Source organism: Vibrio sp. 378 (genome assembly GCF_033339435.1).
Genome location: NZ_JAWOUO010000006.1, coordinates 106,149 through 129,210, shown reverse-complemented (window position 1 = coordinate 129,210; position 23,062 = coordinate 106,149). Strand labels below are relative to the sequence as shown.

General features: G+C 44.8%; 21 protein-coding genes. 11 read left to right on the top strand and 10 right to left on the bottom strand.

The window, feature by feature from the left end; all coding sequences use genetic code 11:
* Positions 1-29: 29 nt before the first annotated feature.
* From sfsA to panC, 7 genes are all read left to right on the top strand, one after another.
* The gene (gene sfsA, locus R7Q48_RS13040; protein ID WP_213876183.1) at positions 30-746 is read left to right on the top strand and encodes a DNA/RNA nuclease SfsA; all 717 of its coding nucleotides are present in this window, start codon (positions 30-32) and stop codon (positions 744-746) included.
* A gap of 136 nt (positions 747-882) precedes the next feature.
* On the top strand, positions 883-1,329 hold the full coding sequence (dksA, locus tag R7Q48_RS13035) for an RNA polymerase-binding protein DksA (protein WP_005386584.1): 447 nt from the start codon (positions 883-885) through the stop codon (positions 1,327-1,329).
* A gap of 95 nt (positions 1,330-1,424) precedes the next feature.
* Positions 1,425-2,288: a tRNA glutamyl-Q(34) synthetase GluQRS gene (gene gluQRS, locus R7Q48_RS13030; RefSeq protein WP_248486969.1), complete on the top strand. Its 864-nt coding sequence runs from the start codon at positions 1,425-1,427 to the stop codon at positions 2,286-2,288.
* A gap of 102 nt (positions 2,289-2,390) precedes the next feature.
* Positions 2,391-3,758 carry a polynucleotide adenylyltransferase PcnB gene (pcnB, locus tag R7Q48_RS13025; RefSeq protein ID WP_005386589.1) on the top strand — a complete coding sequence of 456 codons (1,368 nt, stop codon included), beginning with the start codon at positions 2,391-2,393 and terminating at the stop codon, positions 3,756-3,758.
* Positions 3,755-4,240 (top strand): 2-amino-4-hydroxy-6-hydroxymethyldihydropteridine diphosphokinase, encoded by a 486-nt coding sequence (gene folK, locus R7Q48_RS13020; protein WP_005380007.1) that lies wholly within the window; start codon positions 3,755-3,757, stop codon positions 4,238-4,240. The genes pcnB and folK overlap by 4 nt, the downstream gene beginning before the upstream one ends.
* A 24-nt stretch (positions 4,241-4,264) precedes the next feature.
* Positions 4,265-5,059, top strand: a complete 795-nt coding sequence (panB, locus tag R7Q48_RS13015; RefSeq protein WP_005386592.1) for a 3-methyl-2-oxobutanoate hydroxymethyltransferase — start codon at positions 4,265-4,267, stop codon at positions 5,057-5,059.
* 11 nt (positions 5,060-5,070) lie between these two features.
* Positions 5,071-5,976, top strand: coding sequence for a pantoate--beta-alanine ligase (gene panC / locus R7Q48_RS13010; RefSeq protein WP_005380005.1), 906 nt, complete (start codon positions 5,071-5,073; stop codon positions 5,974-5,976).
* A gap of 53 nt (positions 5,977-6,029) precedes the next feature.
* On the opposite strand, the gene R7Q48_RS13005 is transcribed toward panC, so the two are convergent.
* The 4 genes from R7Q48_RS13005 to R7Q48_RS12990 form a co-directional block, all read right to left on the bottom strand.
* Positions 6,030-6,959, bottom strand: coding sequence for a Kdo(2)-lipid IV(A) acyltransferase (locus R7Q48_RS13005; protein WP_256903009.1), 930 nt, complete (start codon positions 6,957-6,959; stop codon positions 6,030-6,032).
* Positions 6,960-7,086: 127 nt separating this feature from the next.
* Positions 7,087-7,857 carry an ABC transporter permease gene (locus tag R7Q48_RS13000; protein WP_005386598.1) on the bottom strand — a complete coding sequence of 257 codons (771 nt, stop codon included), beginning with the start codon at positions 7,855-7,857 and terminating at the stop codon, positions 7,087-7,089.
* Positions 7,858-8,775, bottom strand: a complete 918-nt coding sequence (locus R7Q48_RS12995) for an ABC transporter ATP-binding protein (RefSeq protein ID WP_005380000.1) — start codon at positions 8,773-8,775, stop codon at positions 7,858-7,860.
* A 250-nt stretch (positions 8,776-9,025) separates the two neighbouring features.
* Positions 9,026-10,696: a SulP family inorganic anion transporter gene (locus R7Q48_RS12990; protein WP_318132321.1), complete on the bottom strand. Its 1,671-nt coding sequence runs from the start codon at positions 10,694-10,696 to the stop codon at positions 9,026-9,028.
* A 281-nt stretch (positions 10,697-10,977) separates the two neighbouring features.
* Between R7Q48_RS12990 and can the strand changes: the two genes are divergently transcribed.
* Positions 10,978-11,646, top strand: a complete 669-nt coding sequence (gene can, locus R7Q48_RS12985; RefSeq protein ID WP_005379996.1) for a carbonate dehydratase — start codon at positions 10,978-10,980, stop codon at positions 11,644-11,646.
* 77 nt (positions 11,647-11,723) lie between these two features.
* Here the strand turns inward: can and hpt are convergent, their stop codons facing one another.
* On the bottom strand, positions 11,724-12,254 hold the full coding sequence (hpt, locus tag R7Q48_RS12980) for a hypoxanthine phosphoribosyltransferase (protein WP_005379995.1): 531 nt from the start codon (positions 12,252-12,254) through the stop codon (positions 11,724-11,726).
* Positions 12,255-12,573: 319 nt separating this feature from the next.
* Between hpt and opaR the strand changes: the two genes are divergently transcribed.
* Positions 12,574-13,188 (top strand): transcriptional regulator OpaR, encoded by a 615-nt coding sequence (opaR, locus tag R7Q48_RS12975; protein WP_005379994.1) that lies wholly within the window; start codon positions 12,574-12,576, stop codon positions 13,186-13,188.
* Positions 13,189-13,326: 138 nt separating this feature from the next.
* Here opaR and lpdA read toward each other — a convergent pair whose 3' ends face one another.
* From lpdA to ampD, 5 genes are all read right to left on the bottom strand, one after another.
* On the bottom strand, positions 13,327-14,754 hold the full coding sequence (gene lpdA / locus R7Q48_RS12970; protein WP_238843849.1) for a dihydrolipoyl dehydrogenase: 1,428 nt from the start codon (positions 14,752-14,754) through the stop codon (positions 13,327-13,329).
* A 267-nt stretch (positions 14,755-15,021) separates the two neighbouring features.
* Positions 15,022-16,914, bottom strand: a complete 1,893-nt coding sequence (gene aceF, locus R7Q48_RS12965; protein WP_005396678.1) for a pyruvate dehydrogenase complex dihydrolipoyllysine-residue acetyltransferase — start codon at positions 16,912-16,914, stop codon at positions 15,022-15,024.
* A gap of 19 nt (positions 16,915-16,933) precedes the next feature.
* A complete protein-coding gene (gene aceE / locus R7Q48_RS12960; protein WP_005386612.1) occupies positions 16,934-19,597 on the bottom strand; it encodes a pyruvate dehydrogenase (acetyl-transferring), homodimeric type in 2,664 nt (887 codons plus the stop codon).
* Positions 19,598-19,645: 48 nt separating this feature from the next.
* The gene (gene pdhR, locus R7Q48_RS12955) at positions 19,646-20,413 is read right to left on the bottom strand and encodes a pyruvate dehydrogenase complex transcriptional repressor PdhR (protein ID WP_005379989.1); all 768 of its coding nucleotides are present in this window, start codon (positions 20,411-20,413) and stop codon (positions 19,646-19,648) included.
* Between the two features lie 405 nt (positions 20,414-20,818).
* Positions 20,819-21,370, bottom strand: coding sequence for a 1,6-anhydro-N-acetylmuramyl-L-alanine amidase AmpD (gene ampD, locus R7Q48_RS12950; protein ID WP_025768186.1), 552 nt, complete (start codon positions 21,368-21,370; stop codon positions 20,819-20,821).
* Positions 21,371-21,462: 92 nt separating this feature from the next.
* On the opposite strand from ampD, the gene nadC reads away from it, so the two are divergent.
* Together nadC and R7Q48_RS12940 are read left to right on the top strand one after the other, a co-directional pair.
* Complete coding sequence (gene nadC / locus R7Q48_RS12945; RefSeq protein ID WP_170890514.1) at positions 21,463-22,350, top strand: carboxylating nicotinate-nucleotide diphosphorylase; 888 nt, start codon at positions 21,463-21,465, stop codon at positions 22,348-22,350.
* A 263-nt stretch (positions 22,351-22,613) separates the two neighbouring features.
* Entirely contained in the window at positions 22,614-23,057 is a 444-nt protein-coding gene (locus R7Q48_RS12940) for a pilin (RefSeq protein ID WP_064354289.1), read from the top strand.
* Positions 23,058-23,062: the final 5 nt, after the last annotated feature.

The window sequence follows — 23,062 nt, the reverse complement described above, 5'->3', positions numbered from 1 at the left end:
CATAAAAAATTTTTTGTCTAAATAAGCAAATGCATTTCACACCCGCTTTAGAGTCCGCCACTCTACTCAAACGTTATAAACGCTTTCTTGCCGATATCGAGCTCGATACTGGTGAAACCCGTACAATCCACTGCGCAAATACAGGTGCAATGACGGGTTGTGCAACGCCCGGAAACAAGGTTTGGTTTTCTACTTCCGACAACCCGAAACGAAAATACCCCAATAGTTGGGAGTTGAGTGAGACCGAACAAGGCCACCGTATTTGTATCAACACCGCGCGTGCCAATCAATTAGCCGTAGAGGCTATTGAAAATAATGTCATTTCAGAGCTTTGTGGTTATGACACACTTCAAACTGAGGTGAAATACGGCAATGAAAATAGCCGAATTGATATCTTGCTCAGCGCAGACGACAAGCCAAAGTGCTATATAGAAGTGAAAAGCGTCACTCTTCTTGATGAGACCGACTCTACTGGACAAGGATACTTCCCAGATGCGGTCACGACTCGGGGACAAAAACACCTGAGAGAGCTCACAGAAATGGCACAAAATGGAAGTAGAGCCATACTTTTATTCACTGTTTTACATTCAGGTATTGAAAAAGTATCCGCGGCGCACCATATAGACGCGAAATATTCACTATTACTCAAACAAGCACAAGACGCTGGAGTGGAAGTTCTCTGCTACAAAGCTGAACTGAGCGATACTGGAATGAAGCTGATTTCCGCTATTGATTTTATCAATTAAGAGAAAAAATGATGTCGTCTTCACATTGACGATAACTTTGCGATTCAGTATTTGCTTGCACCGCCTCTTTTTGCTATAGATACCCGCCTTAAATTGACTGCGTAGCAGTTGACTAGGTGTAAGTAGGAGATGCTGTATGCCAGAATCAAAGAAGAAAACGATAGGCATCCTAGCCATTGCCGGCGTGGAGCCATATCAGGAAAAACCTGGTGAAGAGTACATGTCACCAGAGCAGGTTGAACACTTTACGAAAATCTTAACAGCTTGGCGCGACCAGCTAAGAGCTGAAGTGGATCGTACTGTTCACCACATGCAGGACGAAGCAGCAAACTTCCCAGATCCAGTTGACCGCGCCTCTCAAGAGGAAGAGTTCAGCCTAGAACTGCGTAACCGTGACCGCGAACGCCGTTTGATCAAGAAGATTGAAAAGACTTTGGATAAAATCAAAGAAGACGATTTTGGCTTCTGTGAGTCTTGTGGCGTAGAGATTGGCGTTCGCCGTCTTGAAGCACGTCCAACCGCTGACCTTTGTATTGACTGTAAAACACTTGCAGAAATCAAAGAGAAGCAAATGCAAGGTTAATCACCCAGCATTATGATTGTTGAAGGGAGCTCAGGCTCCCTTTTTGTTTTGGCTATCTTCGCACCCTATTTGTTTACTAAATTCGAGATACACGCATGACACGCTATGTAGGTCGATTCGCCCCATCTCCTTCTGGTCCACTGCATTTTGGTTCACTGATTGCCGCTCTTGGCAGTTATTTTCAAGCGAAAGCACAAAACGGAGCTTGGTTAGTACGTATTGAGGACTTAGACCCACCAAGAGAAATGCCAGGTGCAGCGCAACTTATCCTAGAGGCACTCAAGGCCTATCAGCTGCATTGGGATGGAGAAGTGGTATACCAGAGCGAACGTCACGACCTTTACCAAGCTCAAATAAACAAATGGCTCGAAAATGGAGAAGCCTATTATTGCCAATGTACTCGTAAGCAAATTAAAGAGCATGGCGGTTTTTATCCTGGCACTTGCCGCGATAAAAACTTGAAAGACGGCGCGATTCGCCTAAAAATGACCAAGCCTGTCGCTTATTTCCTCGACCAAAAGCGGGGAACCATTACTATTCCAGAGCAACTCGTTAATGAAGATTTCATTATTAAACGTCGAGATGGATTATTTGCTTATAATCTTGCGGTAGTATTGGACGACATCGACCAAGGCGTCACAGAAGTCGTGCGAGGTGCAGACTTAATCGAGCCGACAGGGCGTCAAATTAGCCTGTACCAAATACTTGGTCAGCCAGAAGTTAGCTACTTGCATTTACCATTGGCGATGGACAACAACGGCAATAAATTGTCGAAACAAAATCACGCGACGGCTATTGATATAGATACACCAAAACCTACTTTATTGCGCGCCATGACATTTTTAGGTTTCGAGATACCTGAAACCGTAAGGGCGGCCAACATAGAAGATATTCTTCGTTGGGGCTGCGAAAACTGGCGGTTGGAACAGCTTCCAGCAGAGATCGAGATCACACCGTGATTCTCAAATGGCATTGTGTAGGCTATCATTAGCCGCAAATTAGGCCCTAGAGGCGTATAAAACTAACCAAAGCAAGATTGGATTAAACCCAGTTATTGCCAGATGCACATGAATACAAACGACTATACACCAAGCGAACCTGCCACAATTCCAGAGCTCGCTCTCAATGTAATAACTCGTGAAGAGCACAACATTTCGCGTAAGCAGATCAGTGATAATGCGCTGAAGGTACTGTACCGCCTAAATGGTGCTGGTTTCGATGCTTTTCTTGTGGGTGGCGGGGTTCGAGACTTACTGCTTGGACAAAAACCAAAAGATTTTGACATTGCGACCAACGCAACGCCGGAACAGATCAAACAGCTATTTCGTAACTGCCGTTTGATTGGTCGCCGCTTCCGCTTGGCTCATATTATGTTTGGCCGAGACATCATTGAGGTTGCGACATTCCGTGGTCACCACCAAGAGCAAAAGAATAAGAGCATTTCTCAGCAATCAAAAGAGGGTATGCTGCTGCGTGATAACGTCTACGGCACCATCGATGAAGATGCTGAGCGCCGTGATTTCACGATTAACTCGATGTACTACAACATCGCAGATTACTCGATTCACGACTACGCACGTGGTATTGAAGATTTAGAAGATCGCCTAATTCGACTGATTGGTGATCCAGAAACACGCTACCGTGAAGACCCTGTACGCATGCTGCGTGCGGTTCGTTTCGCGGTAAAACTAGACTTTGATATTGAAGAAGACACCGCAGCGCCAATCGAACACATGGCACCGTTGCTCGGTGACATTCCGTCAGCGCGTCTTTTTGAAGAGTCACTCAAATTATTGCAATCCGGTCATGGCTTAGAAACCTACCACCTACTGCGTGAGTACAACCTATTCCAGCAACTATTCCCGACGATTGCAGCGCACTTTACAGAAGATTACTCCTCTCACACTGAGCAGATGTTGGATCTTGTCCTAGATTCTACCGACATGCGCATCGAAGATGGGAAACGCATCAATCCAGCATTTATGTTTGCTGCAATGCTGTGGTACCCACTGTGTGCGAAAGCCGATGAACTGATGGAAGAGCGCAACTTAGGCCATTACGACGCCATTATGGAAGCGAGCAACATCATTCTTGACGAGCAAGTTCGCACAATTGCCATTCCAAGACGCCACACCGCAACCATTCGCGAGATTTGGCAGTTACAGCTTCGTCTTCCACGACGTAACGGTAAACGTGCATTCCGTCTTATGGAGCTCAATAAATTTAGAGCTGGCTTTGATTTTCTTGAAATGCGCGGTGAAATTGAAGGTGGTGACACTCAGAAGCTTGCCAAGTGGTGGGAAACTTTTCAAAATGCAGGCCGAGAAATGCGTCAAGCAATGGCTGCCGACTTAGACGGTCAATCACCGAAAACAGGCCAGCGCCGCCGTAAAACTTATCGCAAGAAAAAGAGTAAGCCCAAATCATGATTACAGCGTACATTGCGGTAGGCAGTAACTTGGCTGATCCTGTCAGCCAAGCGAAGCAAGCGATTGAAGCATTAAAAACGCTGCCTAAATCAGAGTTTGTTCAAGCTTCTTCGCTATACAGCAGCACGCCAATGGGGCCACAAAACCAACCGGATTACATCAATGCGGTTGTGTCTATTAACACCAGTTTGACGCCTATTGAATTGCTCAATTGCACACAAGCTATAGAGCAAGAACAAGGGCGTGTCCGTAAAGACGAACGCTGGGGACCAAGAACCTTGGACCTCGACATTGTGCTTTATGGCAATGAGGTGATTAATTCCGAGAGGCTGATCGTTCCTCATTATGGAATGAAAGAGCGTGAATTCGTACTCTACCCTCTTGCGGAAATTGCACCAAGTTTACAACTCCCTGATGGGACCGAGGTCTCTAAACTACTGGAACAAGTAGATAGAAACGGCCTCAGTATCTGGCAGTCATAGCCAACTCCTAGTAAGGATAAAACCATGAAAAAAATGACCATCAACGACCTAATCAAGTGGAAGCAAGAAGGTCGTAAATTTGCTACTTCAACCGCTTATGATGCGAGCTTTGCCCAACTGTTTGAAAGCCAAGAAATGCCAGTACTTCTTGTCGGTGATTCTCTAGGTATGGTTTTGCAAGGTCACAACGATACTCTGCCAGTAACGGTCGATGATATCGCTTACCATACTCGTTGCGTACGCGCTGGTAGCCCAAATTGTTTGTTGATGGCAGACATGCCATTCATGAGCTACACCACGCCAGAGCAAGCTTGCGAAAATGCGGCTAAACTGATGCGTGCTGGTGCCAATATGGTAAAAATTGAAGGTGGTGACTGGCTTGTCGACACGGTGAAAATGCTCACTGAACGATCAGTTCCAGTTTGTGCTCATCTTGGTTTAACTCCTCAAGCTGTTAATATTTTTGGTGGTTACAAAATCCAAGGTCGCGATCAAGAAAAAGCAGACCGCATGGTAAAAGACGCATTAGCGCTGCAAGAAGCAGGCGCTCAAATCGTCTTACTAGAATGCGTACCAGCTGAGCTTGCTGAACGTATTACGCAAGTGCTTGACGTTCCTGTTATCGGTATTGGTGCAGGTAACGTAACAGATGGTCAAATTCTCGTAATGCATGATATGTTTGGTATTTCTGCCAACTACATGCCGAAATTCTCCAAAAACTTTCTTGCTGAAACAGGTGATATGCGCAAAGCCGTTACTAAATACATTGAAGATGTAGCCAACGGTGTATTCCCAGACGACGCTCATACCATTGCCTAGAGGATAAATGCATGCAAACTTTTGCGGAAATCTCAGCAGTTCGTGAACACCTTAAAACCTTTAAACGTGAAGGTCGTAAAGTGGCGTTTGTCCCTACCATGGGCAACCTTCACGAAGGCCACTTAACTTTAGTGCGTAAAGCACGCGAATACGCTGATATCGTTGTCGTAAGCATTTTTGTTAATCCGATGCAGTTTGATCGTGCTGACGATTTAAATAATTACCCACGCACGCTAGAGGAAGACTTAAGCAAGTTAACCTCTGAAGGGGTCGATGTGGTATTTACGCCAACACCAGAAGTTATCTACCCAGAAGGCCTGGATAAGCAAACCTTCGTCGATGTCCCTGGCCTATCAACAATTCTCGAAGGCGCGTCTCGACCAGGTCATTTCCGTGGCGTGACGACGATTGTGAATAAGCTGTTTAACATCGTACAACCGGATGTCGCGTGCTTCGGCGAGAAGGACTTCCAACAACTTGCTGTTATCCGCAAGATGGTTGATGACCTAGCAATGGACATTGAAATCATCGGTGTACCAACCGTACGTGAAATGGACGGTTTAGCAATGAGTTCACGCAATGGCTTGCTTACGCTGGACGAGCGTCAACGTGCGCCTGTACTTGCTCGTACAATGCGTTGGATCAGCAGTGCCATTCGCGGTGGCCGCGATGACTACGCATCGATCATCGAAGATGCAAGCGACCAACTTCGAGCTGCAGGTCTGCACCCTGATGAGATCTTCATTCGTGATGCTCGTACATTACAAGTGATCACACCAGAAACGACACAAGCTGTCATTCTGATGTCTGCGTTCCTAGGCAAAGCTCGTCTTATCGATAACCAAACGGTAGATATGGTTGTCGAAGCGAAGGAAGAAGCTGAATCTAACAATACAAACTCAGAGAGCGCAGAGTGAGCTCTGAGTCATAAAAGTAAAAAGGTCGACTCTTAGTCGACCTTTTTTATACTCTACGTATAGACGCAATCTAACCCTTCAGGGCGAGTTTTAAACCGTTTGTGCAGCCACATCCACGCTGGAATATCACGTTTTATCATTTTCTCAAGCTCTTGATTCAAGATGCTTGCCGCTTTAACCGCATTACGTCTCTCGAAACGCTCGCTAATGTCTTTTCCAATGTACAGCGTGTAATGGTGATTTTTACTCACTGTAACGCCAGATATAACCGCACACTTTGTTGCATCAATGAGAACACTAGACCCGACGGTACTCGCCGCTTGTTCAACAGCAAAAAACGGCGCAAAAACAGAATGGCTAACGCCATAATCATGGTCGGGCAAATACCAAAGTCGATGACCATTCTTCAGAACTTTGAGCATTGATTTCACGTCTTTTCGATCAATCATTTGATGTCCAAAACGAGTTCGACCTCGATGTTGAATAAACTCATAAGCAGAATTCGAATTTGGGCGATAAACGCCATAACCTTGGGCAAACTGGCTAAAAATACGAGCGGTTATCTCCAAGTTTAAATGGTGACTGCACACCACCAACACACCACGTCCATTATTTTCCTCAGCGAGTAAACGATCTTTTCCAACAATAGAGGTTATCCGACGTATCCGCCAATCTGGCCAAAACCAAGCGATACCGGTTTCGATGATCGCCATTCCAGTATATTGAAAGTTTTTTCGTACTACGTCCTTACATTGCCAATCCGTAAAATCAGGGAAACACAGCTGGAGATTACGCAGAGCGATCTTGTGTCGGCGCTTCATTACATGCATCGCAATACAGCCGATGCTTCTACCTAAGATTCGCAATACTACGTATGGCAGTACATTAACAAGAATCGCTAAAGATCCAAATGCCAGCCATACAGACCAATATTGGGGCTTAAGTAACTGATAGGAGAAAGGCGGCGGCGGGACAATATTCATAGGATCACTCATTTATTACAAATGATTGAAACCTACCATGATAAAAACCGAAAAATTGTATGGGTATGTATTGTTATGCACGCGAAAGAGCAGCGTGAATCGCCGCTCTTTGCTTTATGAGAATGGCTTAGCTTCTTAGCCCAATCCCTTTGGTTACTAGATAATGCGCAATGGCATACAGTGCTACAACAAACACTGCAAGTACACTAAATGAAGTGACAATGCCCACATCCGAGACACCTAAAAAGCCGTAGCGGAACGCATTCACCATGTAGACGATTGGGTTGATCTTAGAAACGCCTTGCCAAAATTCAGGCAGCAGACTGATCGAATAAAAGACTCCTCCCAAGTAAGTTAAAGGAGTCAATACAAACGTAGGGATGATCGAAATATCATCAAACGTTTTTGCGTAAACCGCGTTGATCAAGCCACCGAGAGCAAATACAACCGACGTCATGAAGACAGTCGCGACAATAATGCCCCAGTGCTCCACTTGCAAATCAACGAACAAAAGTGACACACAAGTAACAATTGCACCGACCAACAAACCTCGAGTCACGCCGCCCATCACATAGCCAGCAATAATCACATAGTTTGGTACCGGTGCCACCAACAGTTCTTCAATGTTCTTCTGTAGCTTTGCACTAAAGAATGACGACGCCACGTTCGAGTATGAGTTGGTGATCACCGACATCATGATCAAACCTGGAACAATGTACTCCATGTAACTAAAGCCGCTCATCTCACCAATTCGAGAGCCAATAAGATTGCCGAAAATGATGAAGTACAACGTCATCGTAATGGCTGGCGGCACTAAGGTTTGCACCCAAATACGTGTAAAACGAGTGACTTCTTTGCTCAGCAAGCTGCGAAATGCCGTCCAATATAAACCGTACATTTAATTACTCCCCTCTCTTACAATGCTGACAAACAACTCTTCAAGTCGGTTGGCTTTGTTACGCATTGAGAGAACTTTAATGCCATGCTCTGTTAACTGACTGAATACCGAATTCAATCCTTGGCTTTTATCTAGTTCTATCTCTAAAGAGCCATCAACAATACTTTGTCGATTAACACCTTCAAGCTCAGGCACCTCGACTTCTGACTCAATATCCAAGATAAATGTCTCGACGCTTAGCTTACCTAGTAACGCCTTCATGGTGGTATTTTCAATCAGCTCACCACGATTAATAATGCCGATATTTCGACACAGCATCTCCGCTTCTTCTAGGTAGTGTGTCGTTAAAATAATCGTAATTCCTTGCTCTTGGTTGATCTCTTTCAGAAACCCCCACATTGAGCGGCGTAGTTCAATATCCACTCCAGCCGTTGGTTCATCTAAAATGAGTAATTGCGGCTCGTGCATCAAAGCTCTTGCGATCATTAAACGACGCTTCATCCCTCCGGATAGGTTACGAGCACGCTCTTGGCGTTTTTCCCATAAATCCAATTTTTTCAGGTATTTTTCTGCTCTTTCTTTGGCTAATACTTTAGACACACCGTAATAGCCAGCTTGCTGCATCACAATTTGCTCAACGGTTTCAAACTGGTTGAAGTTGAACTCTTGTGGCACCAAGCCTAAATTCTGCTTGGCCAATTCGAGGTCGGTATCAATGTCATAACCGAAAACTTTCGTCGTTCCGGAGGTTTTATTCACTAAGGAGGAAATGATGCCAATCGTGGTCGATTTTCCTGCACCATTGGGACCCAGAAGCGCGTAGAAGTCACCCTTTTTCACTTGGAGACTTATACCTTTTAACGCCTCAAAGCCACCTGCATACGTCTTGCGCAGTTGTTCAATTTCTAATGCGTACATAAGGTCTTGATTGCCGTTTGTTTGTGATTACTAATACCGACTCATATTTAGCAGCGGTTTACTACAAAATCGCCTTGGGTATCGTATTGGAGGTCCATCAGTTTATCGTTGAATAACGATGATTACAAATAAACCTTTCGATAATATTGGAAATATAACCCTTACCTCGTAAAGGTTATCTCTGAGTAAGACAAAATAGAGCATAAAAAAACGCAACAGGACACTGTTGCGTTTTTAACTGTCAGAATGATTACGCCGTTATGCGCTGATACTGGTCTGCCTCAACATGTGCCACCGCCGCATTCAATGCTTCGTAACGGAATTGGTACATATTTTCATCCGGGACAAGGTCAATCACATGGAATTTCTCTAGCTGTTCTCGTGTTCGCTCATTCGGGCATAATAAATACACGGCACAATTGGCATCGAGAGCATCCTTAATCGCATTCTCTAACGCCAAACCGACGGTCACATCAATCATTGGTACATCCGTAAGATCGAGAATCATCACGTCATAGTCCGAAATACTAGAGTGCTGACGTGAAATGGCTTTAGAAACACTAAAGATCATCGGACCGGAAAGATAAAAGAACAGCACTTTACCATTAGCACGATCCAACAAACCACGCTCGCTGTCAGTCAGCGGCACATCATCTTCATCCGCGTCGCTGATCGCTTTTACTTGTCGCGCCTGCTCTCGGCTCAAACGCTCGATGATGATAATGTTCGAGATAAAGACGCCTAAACCCACCGCAACGATAAGATCAACGAAGACTGTAAGCAACATAACGCCATACATCACCGCCATTCCGGAAAAGCTTACCTTATGTGCCCTCTGAATAAAGCTCCAGTCTAGGATGTTAAAGCCAACATACACCGCAATGCCTGCTAACACAGCCATCGGGATTGGCTCTGTTAACCCGCCAGCAACCAGTACAACCAACGCCAACATTAGTGCACGAATCACACCAGATAATGGCGAACGAGCCCCTACTTGGATATTCGTTACCGTTCCCATAGTAGCTCCCGCCCCCGGCAGCGCACCAAACAAGCCAGAGATCATGTTAGCTAACCCTTGACCTCGCAGCTCTTTATCTGAGTCGTGTTCTTTACGAGTTAATGAGTCACCGATAACCGCCGTTAACAAAGTATCAATACAACCTAACGTGCCGAGCACTAATGCATCAATGACCATCTCGACAAACATATCTGTGTCAATATATGGTGCGACGAGAGAAGGTAACCCAGCAGGAATTTCACCGATACGACGAATATCTTCTGTATCAAAGAAAATCACAGACAATAAAGTTACCGCGACCAATGCCACGAGCTGTGCAGGAACGTATTTACGATATTGCTTAGGGAAGAAAAAAAGAATCCCCAAAGTCAGTAGTCCCAAAAACAACTCACTGAACTTAAGGTTAGAAATGGTCTCCGGCAAAGCAGATAACGTTCCGAGTACTCCCCCTGAAGGCGCGGCATGCCCCATCAAAGGCGATAACTGCAGAATGATAAGAATCACACCTATGCCAGACATAAACCCGGAAATAACGCTGTAAGGCATCAAGGTAACGTATTTACCCAGTTTTAACGTCCCCAATAGGATTTGGAACGCTCCAGCCATCATGACAACTGTGAAAGTCATAGCCATGCCCGTTTCTGGGTATTTCGCCATCATACTGGTTAATACTGCGGTCATGATTACCGTCATTGGCCCTGTCGGTTCTGATATTAACGTATTAGAACCACCAAATAACGAGGCAAACAAACCGACCATTATTGCCCCCCAAAGGCCGGCCTCAGCCCCGGCTCCGGATGCAACACCAAACGCTAACGCCAGAGGGAGAGAGATAATCGCCGTGGTTACCCCGCCAAACACATCCCCTTTGAAATTGATATCTTCAAAACGACTACCGAACACTGCTGATTTTCCCTGCATTCAATTTTAAAAAGTAAAATATCACTACTTTAACGAGCTAGGCGAAAATTTAAACCATAAATAGATTAAGGCTAAATTCACACCACAAATAGTTTCACCAGATTTTACTTTTTTCTTAATGAAAACTAGTCAGATGAGTCCTATCTGACGAATATTTAACGAGATCGAAATTGTAACATTGTGTATAGTTACAACACTGATCGCTTGCATGTGCACACAAACAGCGGCAGCGATTTTGTCTTTTAAGGGAAGTAGTTTGCAAAATGCCGGAAATAAAACAGTTATTTGAAAACAATTCGAAATGGTCTCAAGAGATCAAATCTGATCGACCTGAATACTTCGCAAAACTCGCAGAGGGTCAAAAGCCTGATTTTCTTTGGATTGGCTGCTCTGATAGCCGCGTTCCTGCCGAGCGACTAACCGGACTATACTCAGGTGAACTCTTTGTTCATCGGAATGTTGCAAACCAAGTTATCCATACTGATCTCAACTGTCTATCTGTCGTCCAGTACGCCGTAGACGTGCTTAAGGTTAAACACATCATTGTCTGTGGACACTATGGATGTGGTGGCGTAAACGCAGCCATTGATAACCCTAAGCTAGGTCTTATTAATAATTGGCTGTTACATATCAGAGATATCTATTTCAAACACCGCACTTACCTAGATCAAATGCCGCAACAAGATCGAGCGGATAAACTAGGCGAGCTTAATGTTGCAGAGCAAGTGTACAACTTGGGTAACTCAACCATCCTGCAAAACGCTTGGGAGCGTGGGCAAGATGTTGAAATTCATGGTGTGGTATACGGAATTGAAGATGGTCGCTTAGAGTACTTAGGCATTCGTTCTAACTCTAAGGAAACCGTAGAAGCGTCTTACCAGAAAGCTCTTTCGACGATTCTAAATACAGACAACAAGCTGCTTTGTCGCTAAGTCATATCTAAAAGTTGAACAAAAAACGCCCATCTTAGATGGGCGTTTTTTTATATTTTTAATGCTGAACTCGATGATTATTCTTGAGGTACAACTTTACCGATGTATGGTAAGTGGCGGTATTTCTGCGCGTAATCAATACCCACCCCAACGACAAATTCATCTGGGATTTCGAAACCAATCCAATCCACAGGAACATTCACTTCACGACGAGATGGCTTATCTAGGAGCGTACAAATAGCGATAGACTTCGGCTCACGTAGCGAAAGAATCTCACGGATTTTATTTAGTGTGTTACCAGTGTCAATGATGTCTTCAACAAGCAGAATGTCTTTACCTTTGATGTCATCATCCAAATCTTTCAAGATACGAACGTCACGTGAGCTTTCCATCGTATTGCCGTAGCTTGACGCAGTCATAAAATCAACTTGGTGAGTCAGTTCGATAGCACGTGCCAAGTCTGCCATAAATACAAATGAGCCACGCAATAAGCCTACCAACACAAGATCTTCACTACCTTGATAACGCTCTGTAATTTGTTTGCCTAATTCACGAACTCGCTCCTGAACTTCTTGCTCAGAAATCATGACTTCTATTGTATGTTTCATACTGTGCTCAATCTAAATTTGTGGGTTGAGGTAAGTCGCACGCAAACGATCACCTAATCTTACGGCGTGTAGTGTATCACCACGTTCATTGGGTTGAAAGTCGCATCCTGTTGCCAAAAAATCTTGGAAGAAGGTCTTAGTTTTATAAAGTTCATAGCTAAATTTATCAATAATAATGACATTACTGTATATAAATTGTTCTACAGATGTTGACCTTGTGCATATGCACCATTACACTCATCACTGCTTTAAGCAACTATTAAAATAATCAATTAGGGGGTTACCCCCAATATCAACTCAAATGGCAAGGAAAATGGATATGGACTCAATTGCAAAGAGACCTAGAACTAGGCTTTCTCCAATTAAGCGTAAGCAACAGTTAATGGAAATCGCATTGGAAGTATTTGCGCGCCGCGGCATCGGTCGTGGTGGTCACGCAGATATCGCAGAAATTGCTCAAGTTTCTGTGGCGACTGTTTTTAACTACTTCCCTACACGCGAAGACTTGGTGGATGAAGTTCTCAATCACGTCGTACGTCAATTCTCAAACTTCCTATCTGATAACATAGACCTAGACTTACACGCACGTGAAAACATCGCCAATATTACTAATGCGATGATCGAGCTTGTCAGCCAAGACTGCCACTGGCTAAAAGTATGGTTCGAGTGGAGTGCTTCAACACGTGACGAAGTATGGCCATTGTTTGTTTCAACTAACCGCACTAACCAGCTGCTAGTACAAAACATGTTCATTAAAGCAATTGAACGCGGTGAGGTGTGTGACCAGCACGATTCAGAACACTTGGCAAACCTGTTCCACGGTATTTGTTACTCACTGTTTGTCCAAGCGAACCGCGCTAAAGGTGAAGCGGAACTGAAACATCTAGTGAATTCATACTTAGATATGCTTTGCATTTACAACCGTGAACACTAAAGCTTAACTCGTGATATATGTCAGCCCACCGTTTGGTGGGCTTTTTATTGTCTGCTAAGCACACATTTATATTCCTATATGACAAGCATAAAAAAACCGCTGCAATGCAGCGGCTTCTATCATTCAGTCAGAAAAAGCTTACTTCTTCTTAACTGCTTTTTTGTTTGGCAGGTCAGTGATTGAACCTTCAAATACTTCAGCAGCTAGACCTACAGACTCGTGTAGAGTTGGGTGAGCGTGGATAGTCAGAGCGATATCTTCTGCATCACAGCCCATCTCAATTGCAAGGCCGATTTCACCAAGTAGTTCACCACCGTTAGTACCAACGATAGCACCACCGATTACGCGGTGAGTTTCTTTGTCGAAGATTAGCTTAGTCATACCGTCTGCACAGTCAGATGCGATTGCACGACCTGATGCTGCCCATGGGAATGTTGCTACTTCGTACTTGATGCCTTCTTCTTTCGCTTCTTTTTCAGTCTTACCAACCCAAGCTACTTCTGGCTCAGTGTACGCAATTGAAGGGATAACTTTAGGGTCGAAGTAGTGCTTCTTACCAGAGATAACTTCAGCAGCTACGTGACCTTCATGCACACCTTTGTGAGCAAGCATTGGTTGACCAACGATATCACCGATCGCGAAGATGTGAGGAACGTTAGTACGCATTTGCTTATCAACGTTGATGAAGCCGCGCTCGTCAATTTCTAGACCCGCTTTTTCACCGTCGATTAGCTTACCATTTGGTACACGACCGATAGCAACTAGAACCGCATCGTAACGCTCAGCTTCAGCTGGCGCTTTCTTGCCTTCCATTGAAACGTAGATACCGTCGTCTTTTGCTTCAACTGCTGTTACTTTCGTTTCTAGCATTAGCTTGAACTTGTCTTTGATACGCTTAGTAAATACTTTCACGATATCTTTGTCTGCTGCAGGAATTACCTGGTCAAACATTTCAACAACTTCAACTTTAGAACCTAGAGAGTGGTAAACCGTACCCATTTCTAGACCGATGATACCACCGCCCATGATAAGCAGTTTTTCTGGCACTTCTTTTAGTTCAAGAGCGTCAGTAGAGTCCCAAATACGTGGGTCTTCATGCGGGATAAATGGCAGTTTGATTGGACGAGAACCAGCCGCAACGATTGCGTTGTCAAAGTTAACAACTGTTGGCTCACCTTCGCCTTCTACAAGGATAGAGTTAGGGCCAGTGAACTTACCGTAACCGTTAACTACTGTTACGTTACGCATCTTAGCCATACCGCTTAGGCCGCCAGTTAGTTGGTTAACAACTTTTTCTTTCCAGATGCGGATTTTGCTGATGTCTGTTTGAGGCTCACCGAACACAACGCCGTGGTCAGCCATCGCTTTCGCTTCTTCAATTACTTTAGAAACGTGAAGCAGTGCTTTAGATGGGATACAACCCACGTTCAGACATACACCGCCAAGCGTGCTGTAACGTTCAACTAGTACAGTTTCAAGACCTAAGTCCGCACAACGGAATGCAGCGGAGTAACCAGCAGGACCAGAACCAAGTACAACAACTTGGGCTTTAATTTCTTTGCTCATTTTGACCTCTTGTAGTCATTATCCCTAACAGGCTGAGTGGGTATCGATTTTTTATGTTTAAGAGAGATTTGTTTTAAACAGTTATTTTCAGACCGCTAACAGTTTACAGAGATGTTAATGGTGTGAAAAGTAAATCAATTTAGCCTGTGAGCTAGACAACAATTCGATTGTGAAAACCCTGAACGAAGCAAGGCTGATAACCAAATTGTCGGTAATTATGATTAGCAGAGGCGGCTAAGTTGCCGCCTCTCATTCATCTAATTTCTATTACAGAACTAGACGACGAATGTCAGATAGACATGAGTTTAGGTAAGTGATGAAGCGCGCACCTTCAGCACCATCGATCACACGGTGGTCGTATGATAGAGACAGTGGAAGTTGTAGACGCGGTTCGAACTCTTTACCGTTCCATACCGGTTTCATTTCTGACTTAGACACACCTAGGATACCAACTTCTGGTGCGTTTACGATTGGAGTAAACGCTGTACCGCCGATACCGCCTAGGCTAGAGATAGTGAAACAGCCACCTTGCATGTCAGCCGCAGTTAGCTTACCAGCACGTGCTTTCTTAGAAACCGCCATTAGCTCTTCAGATAGCTCGTAGATGCCTTTCTTGTTCACGTCTTTAAATACAGGAACAACTAGACCGTTTGGTGTATCTACCGCGATACCAACATTCACGTATTTCTTCAGAATTAGGCTCTCACCGTCTTCTGATAGAGAAGAGTTGAACGCTGGGAACGCTTCAAGCGCTTTAGCTACCGCTTTCATGATGAACACAAGTGGTGTGATCTTCATGCCAGTGTCTTTCTTCGCTTCAATCGCGTTTTGCTCTTTACGGAATGCTTCAAGAGCCGTGATGTCTGCGTTATCCCACTGTGTAACGTGCGGGATCATTACCCAGTTACGGTGTAGGTTTGCGCCAGAGATCTTCTTAATGCGAGATAGCGGTTGAACTTCTGTCTCACCAAACTTGCTGAAGTCCACTTTTGGCCATGGTAGTAGACCAAGAGCCGCGCCGTCGCCTTTGCCAGATGCTGCTGCACCTGCGCCAGACTCAAGACGCTTAAGTGCATCTTTCACGTAAGCTTGAACGTCTTCTTTTAGGATACGGCTCTTACGACCAGAACCTTTAACCTTAGAAAGATTAACGCCAAATTCACGCGCTAGACGACGAACAACTGGAGACGCGTGAGCGTACTCATCGTTTTCTTTGAAATCGCCAGTCGCTGCTGGAGCTGCTGCCGCTGGAGCTTCTGCTTTAGGAGCTGGAGCTGCAGGTGCTGCCGCTTGAGCTGGAGCTGCTGCAGGAGCAGGTGCTGCGCCCGCCACTTCGAATACCATGATTAGTGAGCCAGTAGACACTTTGTCGCCAGCTGCAATCTTGATTTCTTTAACTGTGCCAGCGAATGGTGCAGGAACTTCCATAGAAGCTTTGTCACCTTCAACAGTGATTAGAGATTGCTCTTCTTCCACTGTGTCGCCAACCGCAACCATGATCTCAGTAACTTCAACTTCGTCGCCGCCGATATCTGGAACGTTCACTTCTTTTGCCGCAGACGCTGCTGGAGCTGCTGCCGCAGGAGCTTCAGCTGCCGCTGGTGCTGCTGGAGCGCCTGAACCTGCTGTTTCGAATACCATGATAAGTGAGCCAGTCGATACTTTATCGCCTGCTGCAACTTTGATCTCTTTTAGAGTACCTGCGAATGGCGCTGGAACTTCCATAGAAGCTTTGTCGCCTTCAACAGTTAGAAGAGATTGCTCTTCTTCGATGCTGTCGCCAACGGCAACCATGATTTCAGTAACTTCTACTTCATCACCACCGATGTCTGGTACGTGAACTTCTTTTAGTTCTGCCGCTGCTGCTGGAGCTGGAGCTGCTGCTGGAGCTGCTTCTGCCGCAGGAGCAGGTGCAGCGTCAGCTGCACCCTCGGCTTCGAAAATCATGATTAGAGAACCAGTAGAAACCTTGTCGCCTTCTGCAACTTTGATTTCTTTAACGATACCCGCTTGAGAAGCAGGAACTTCCATAGAAGCTTTATCGCCTTCAACTGTGATCAGAGATTGCTCTTCTTCAACCTTGTCGCCAACGCTTACAAGAATCTCAGTAACTTCAACCTCATCCGCACCGATGTCTGGTACATTAATTTCGATTGCCATTTCTTATCTACCTTCTTAATTAAGCGTATAGCGGGTTTGTTTTCTCTGTGTCGATGTCGAATTTCTTAATTGCTTCTGCAACTACAGATTTCTCAACTTCGCCACGTTTCGCTAGTTCAGTTAGCGCTGCTACTACTACGTAACCTGCGTTCACTTCGAAGTGACGACGTAGGTTTTCACGGCTGTCTGAACGACCGAAGCCATCAGTACCAAGAACTTTGAAAGACTCAGCAGGAATGTATGCACGAACCTGCTCTGCGTAGTTCTTCATGTAGTCAGTTGCTGCGATAGCAGGTTCAGTACCCATTACTGTTTGGATGTAAGGTACTTTCGCTTCCGCTTCTGGGTGAAGCATGTTGAAACGCTCTGCATCTTGGCCATCGCGAGTTAGTTCGTTGAATGACGTTACAGAGTAAACATCAGAAGCAACACCGTAATCTTCGCTTAGGATTTGAGCTGCTTTACGTACTTCATTCATGATAGTACCAGAGCTCATTAGCTGAACTTTCGCTTTGTCGCCCGTGTAAGTTTCTAGCTTGTAGATACCTTTACGGATGCCTTCTTCAGCGCCTTCTGGCATTGCTGGCATTGCGTAGTTTTCGTTCATTAGCGTTAGGTAGTAGAACACGTTTTCTTGTTCTGGACCGTACATACGACGGATACCGTCTTGCATGATTACTGCTACTTCGTACGCGAATGTTGGGTCGTAAGAAATACAGTTAGGAACCGTACCCGCCAAAATGTGCGAGTGGCCGTCTTCGTGCTGTAGACCTTCACCGTTCAACGTTGTACGACCCGCAGTTGCACCTAGTAGGAAACCACGTGCTTGTTGGTCACCAGCCATCCACGCCATGTCGCCAACACGTTGGAAGCCGAACATTGAGTAGTAGATGTAGAACGGGATCATTGGTAGGTCGTTTGTCGAGTATGAAGTCGCAGCAGCAACCCATGAAGACATAGCACCTAGCTCGTTGATACCTTCTTGTAGAACCTGACCTGAAGTCGCTTCTTTGTAGTAAGAAACAACGCCACGGTCTTCTGGTGTGTAAGTTTGACCGTGCGGGTTGTAGATACCGATTTGACGGAACAGACCTTCCATACCGAATGTACGTGCTTCGTCAGCAATGATAGGAACGATGTTCTTACCAATGTTCTTGTTCTTAAGTAGAACGTTTAGTGCACGTACGAATGCCATAGTAGAAGAGATATCACGCTTCTGTTCTTCTAGTAGTGGCTTGAATTCTTCTAGCTCAGGAACGATGAATTCTTGAGTGAATTTTGGTAGACGCTGTGGCGTGTAGCCGTGTAGCGCTTTACGACGAGCGTGTAGGTATTCGTACTCTTTTGAACCTTCTTCAAGTTTCAGGTACGGAAGTTCTTTCACTGCTTCGTCAGTTAGGATGTCTTGAAGACCTAGACGGTCACGTAGGTGTAGTACGTGAGTCATGTCCATCTTCTTAACTTGGTGCGCGATGTTCTTACCTTCAGCCGCTTCACCCATGCCGTAACCTTTAACAGTCTTAGCTAGGATTACTGTTGGACGACCTTTAGTTTCTGCCGCGTTTTTGTATGCCGCGTATAGCTTAGAAGACTCGTGACCACCACGCTTAAGTGCGAAGATTTCGTCATCAGTCATGTCAGCAACAAGTGCAGCTGTCTCTGGGTACTTACCAAAGAAGTGCTCACGTACGTACGCGCCATCTTTTGATTTGAATGTTTGGTAGTCGCCGTCGATCGTTTCATTCATAAGCTGTAGAAGCTTACCAGTCGTATCTTTAGCTAGTAGTGAATCCCAGTTGTTACCCCAGATTACCTTCACTACGTTCCAACCAGCACCTTTGAACAGACCTTCAAGTTCTTGAATGATCTTACCGTTACCCATTACAGGGCCATCTAGACGCTGTAGGTTACAGTTGATTAGGAAGCATAGGTTGTCTAGTTTCTCACGCGCAGCGAAAGAGATAGCACCACGTGATTCTGGCTCATCCATCTCACCGTCACCTAGGAACGCGTAAACGCGCTGCTCTGAAGTATCTTTAAGACCACGGCCTTCTAGGTACTTAAGGAAACGAGCTTGGTAGATAGAAGCGATTGGACCTAGGCCCATCGATACTGTCGGGAACTGCCAGAATTCAGGCATCAGTTTAGGGTGAGGGTATGAAGGAATACCTTTGCCGTCTACTTCTTGACGGAAGTTGTCTAGCTGCTCTTCAGTTAGACGACCTTCAACGAATGCACGTGAGTAGATACCTGGTGAAATGTGACCTTGGTAGTAAACTAGGTCGCCACCATCCTTCTCGTTTGGTGCACGGAAGAAGTGGTTGAAACATGTCTCGTAGAACGCAGCAGAAGACTGGAAAGACGCCATGTGGCCGCCTAGCTCTAGGTCTTTCTTAGATGCACGTAGAACGATCATGATAGCGTTCCAACGAATAATTGAGCGAATACGACGCTCAAGTGTTGTGTCACCTGGGTATGCTGGTTCTTGGTCTGCAGGAATCGTGTTGATGTAGTTAGTTGTGATACCTGTTGGCATATCAACACCGTCTAGACGTGCTTTATCTAGAACTTGCTCTAATAGGAATTGAGCACGCTCTAGACCTTCTTCACGTACAACTGACTCAAGCGCTTGTAGCCATTCTTGAGTTTCCAGTGCATCTACGTCATGCTTCATATCAGACATGGCGATCTATCCTTCTGTTGGTTGGATCTACTTATTTAAGTAACGCTCTTACGAGTCGTTACCCTGCTGAATTCGACGTAGAGAACGCTCTCGTCGAGACTCTTCTCGAGTCAAATCCAACAATGTTTCTTCGATGTAAGCCAAGTGCGAGTGGGACATTTCTCGCGCCTTTTCAGGCTGACCAGAAACAATCGCATCCACGATATTGGCTCGGTGTTTACTGACTTTCTCGACCGCTTCTGGGCGGCGACGTAGTAATTTAAAATTTTGTAGAATATTTTGCTCAAGCAAAGGTGCTAAGCTTCGAACAATGTGCAACAAAACCACGTTGTGCGCGGCTTCTGTCAAAGCGATCAAAAATTGCATCACTTCCGCAGATTCAGCTTCGATATCGTTGTTTGCTTGCTCTTGGCTAATGCGCTCAAGGCAACCTTGAATACGCGCAAAATCTTCTTCGGTACCACGTAAAGCTGCAAAGTAGGCTGAAATTCCTTCCATCGCATGACGAGACTCAAGCACATCAAGCTGGGTTTCAGAATGACTAGACAACAAATTCAACAAGGGATCTGAAAAGCTCTTCCAGATATTCTCACTTACGAATGTTCCGCCACCTTGGCGACGAGTCAACAAACGCTTCGCTTCCAAGCGTTGAATGGCTTCTCGGACTGAAGGACGAGACACATCGAACTGTTTTGCCAGTTCACGCTCTGGAGGCAGTTGTTGCCCCGGAGACAATGTTCCTTCCACTATCAACCTTTCTAACTCTTGTTCTATAACATCAGAGAGTTTTGGCTGACGAATCCTTTGATAAGCCATAATTTATTGTTCTTCTACTCTTGCAGGTAATTGGTAATACCAATTTTAAGTTGGTGCAGAAATTAACATAATTAAAACGCCACTGTCCAGCCGAAAATTGACCTAAATCATAGAACGAGCTTACTTCCAACACTCTGATAACAATCGACTGTTAAAACAGCAATAGAATTGGTATGACCAATTACATAAAGCATACAAATGGGAAGTCGACGTGCTAGCAGTTTTGGAAAAGAAATACAGAAAATGACAAAATTATCAGTCTATTTATTCACCAAAACGGCATTTACGAGCGTAAAAATGTAGTTAACTTTTAACAATCATTAATATTTCTGGTATCAAAAAAAGGCATACCTGATCGTATGCCTTATTTATTTCGCTTTTTTGAATTTACACTTTCGCTACAAATCAACGCTGTATAAGCAGTCTATATTTCACCCAATCAAAGCTTAGACCAGGATCGCTTTTTCTCAAGGGCGCAATATATTGATGACCGGTAATTCGTGGCGGGGTGATTTGAGGATAAGATTGCATAATCACCTCAGTGATCTCTGCAAGTGATTGATATTGCGCTTCTGTGTAGGCAGTAAATTCTGTCCCTTCAAGCTCGATACCAATGGAATAGTCATTACAACGCTCCCTGCCCGCGAAACTGGATTGACCGGCATGCCATGCTCTATCGAGAAAAGAAACAAATTGAACAACCTCGCCGTTTCTCTTAATCAAGCAATGTGCAGAAACGCCCATTTTGTGAATAACTTCAAAAAATGGATGTTCACTTGGGTCTAGCTTGCCAGTGAAGAAGTCCTCTATATATGGTCCACCAAACTGCCCAGGAGGCAAACTGATATTGTGTACCACCAGCAGAGAGATGTCGTTTATATCAGAGCGGGCATCAAAAAATGGTGACGGAACATGCTTTGCTTGTGTCAGCCAGCCATTCTCGATAATTGGGCGCATATCAACCTCTCTACTTTGCAAATTAACTGCTGAAATTATTGACACCGGAGAGTATCATTCGTTGCCATCTCCCTTTCAAGACAAGATTTGCGATGAAGAACACACACAACATTCAAGAACGCCTAGAATACCTTAAACAACAACTCCCTTTAGAGATCACTCGCTCTGTCGCTGATACCTTAAAAGAAGATCTAGGTGGCAGTGTCGACGCAGATAACGACATTACTGCATCTTTGATCCCTGCCGATGCGGTTAATACCGCAACGATTATTACTCGCGAATATGGTGTGTTCTGTGGTCAAGTATGGGCTGATGAAGTTTTTAAACAGCTCGGTGGCAAGGTCAGCATTGAATGGCACGTAAAGGACGGCGATAAAGTAGAACCTAACCAAACCCTTTGCACGCTGACAGGCCCTGCTCGTGACCTGTTGACTGGTGAGCGTAACGCAATGAATTTCATCCAAACGTTGTCTGGCTGCGCAACAGTTACCGCAGAGTACGCTGAAAAGATCGCGCATACTGAGTGTCGTCTACTAGACACACGCAAAACCATTCCTGGTCTGCGTAGCGCACTAAAATACGCCGTGACGTGTGGTGGTGGCTTTAACCATCGCATCGGCGTGTTCGACGCTTACCTCATTAAAGAAAACCACATTATTGCTTGTGGTGGCATCACTCAAGCCATCCAGAAAGCGAAAGAGCTTAACCCAGGCAAACCGGTAGAAGTAGAAACGGAAAGCTTAGAAGAGTTGAAACAAGCGATAGACGCCGGTGCCGACATCATCATGCTAGATAACTTCACAAAAGAAATGATGCGTGAAGCCGTAGCGATTAACGCAGGTCGTGCCGCTTTAGAAAACTCCGGCAACATTACGCTAGAGACCATCGCAGAATACGCAGAAACCGGTGTCGATTACATTTCGGTAGGCGCGTTGACTAAGCATCTAAAAGCGATGGATCTTTCGATGCGCTTCAAATAATAAAAGCAACACAATCTCAATTACTTCAACTAACTCAGTGAGTTGTGAGTAACTAATCATTTAAAAGGGCCAATTGGCCCTTTCTTTTTTATCCACTAAAAAAATAGTACTACTCGCAAAACTCTGCATGCGATATGCAACTTTTCACCAAAGAGTTTTATCTCACTCGAGAGCCCATCCCTTCCCCATTTTCAACCCACCTTAACTCTCCATAATCTTTCGCCAATGCAAGAGCATTATTAATTTTTAGGAAAGGGTTAAAAATGAAAAACAGTAAACAGAAAAAACAGCAAGGTTTTACGCTAATTGAATTGATGATTGTGGTAGCAATTATTGGGGTGCTATCAGCTATCGCGATCCCTGCTTATCAAAACTATGTAAAAAAGTCAGAAGCAGCTACTGGGTTAGCAACCGCTAAATCTCTTATCACTAATATAGATATGCATATTCAAGAAGTCGGTGCTTTCCCGACTAATGATTCAGCGGGCTTTACTGCTGTTGGTGCAACGTCAGGAATGAACAAACTTGGCACTCTATCATTCGAGAGTATCAGCGGTGCAAATGGAACCATTAAGTTCCTATTTGGTAATACTTCTTCTATAAGCACGGCCTTTGTAGAAATTGCCAAGTCAAATAGTGGGTGGGCATGTACATTTACAACTAATAGCAAATTAACAAGCAATGAAGTACCAAAAGCTTGTAGATAAAACCT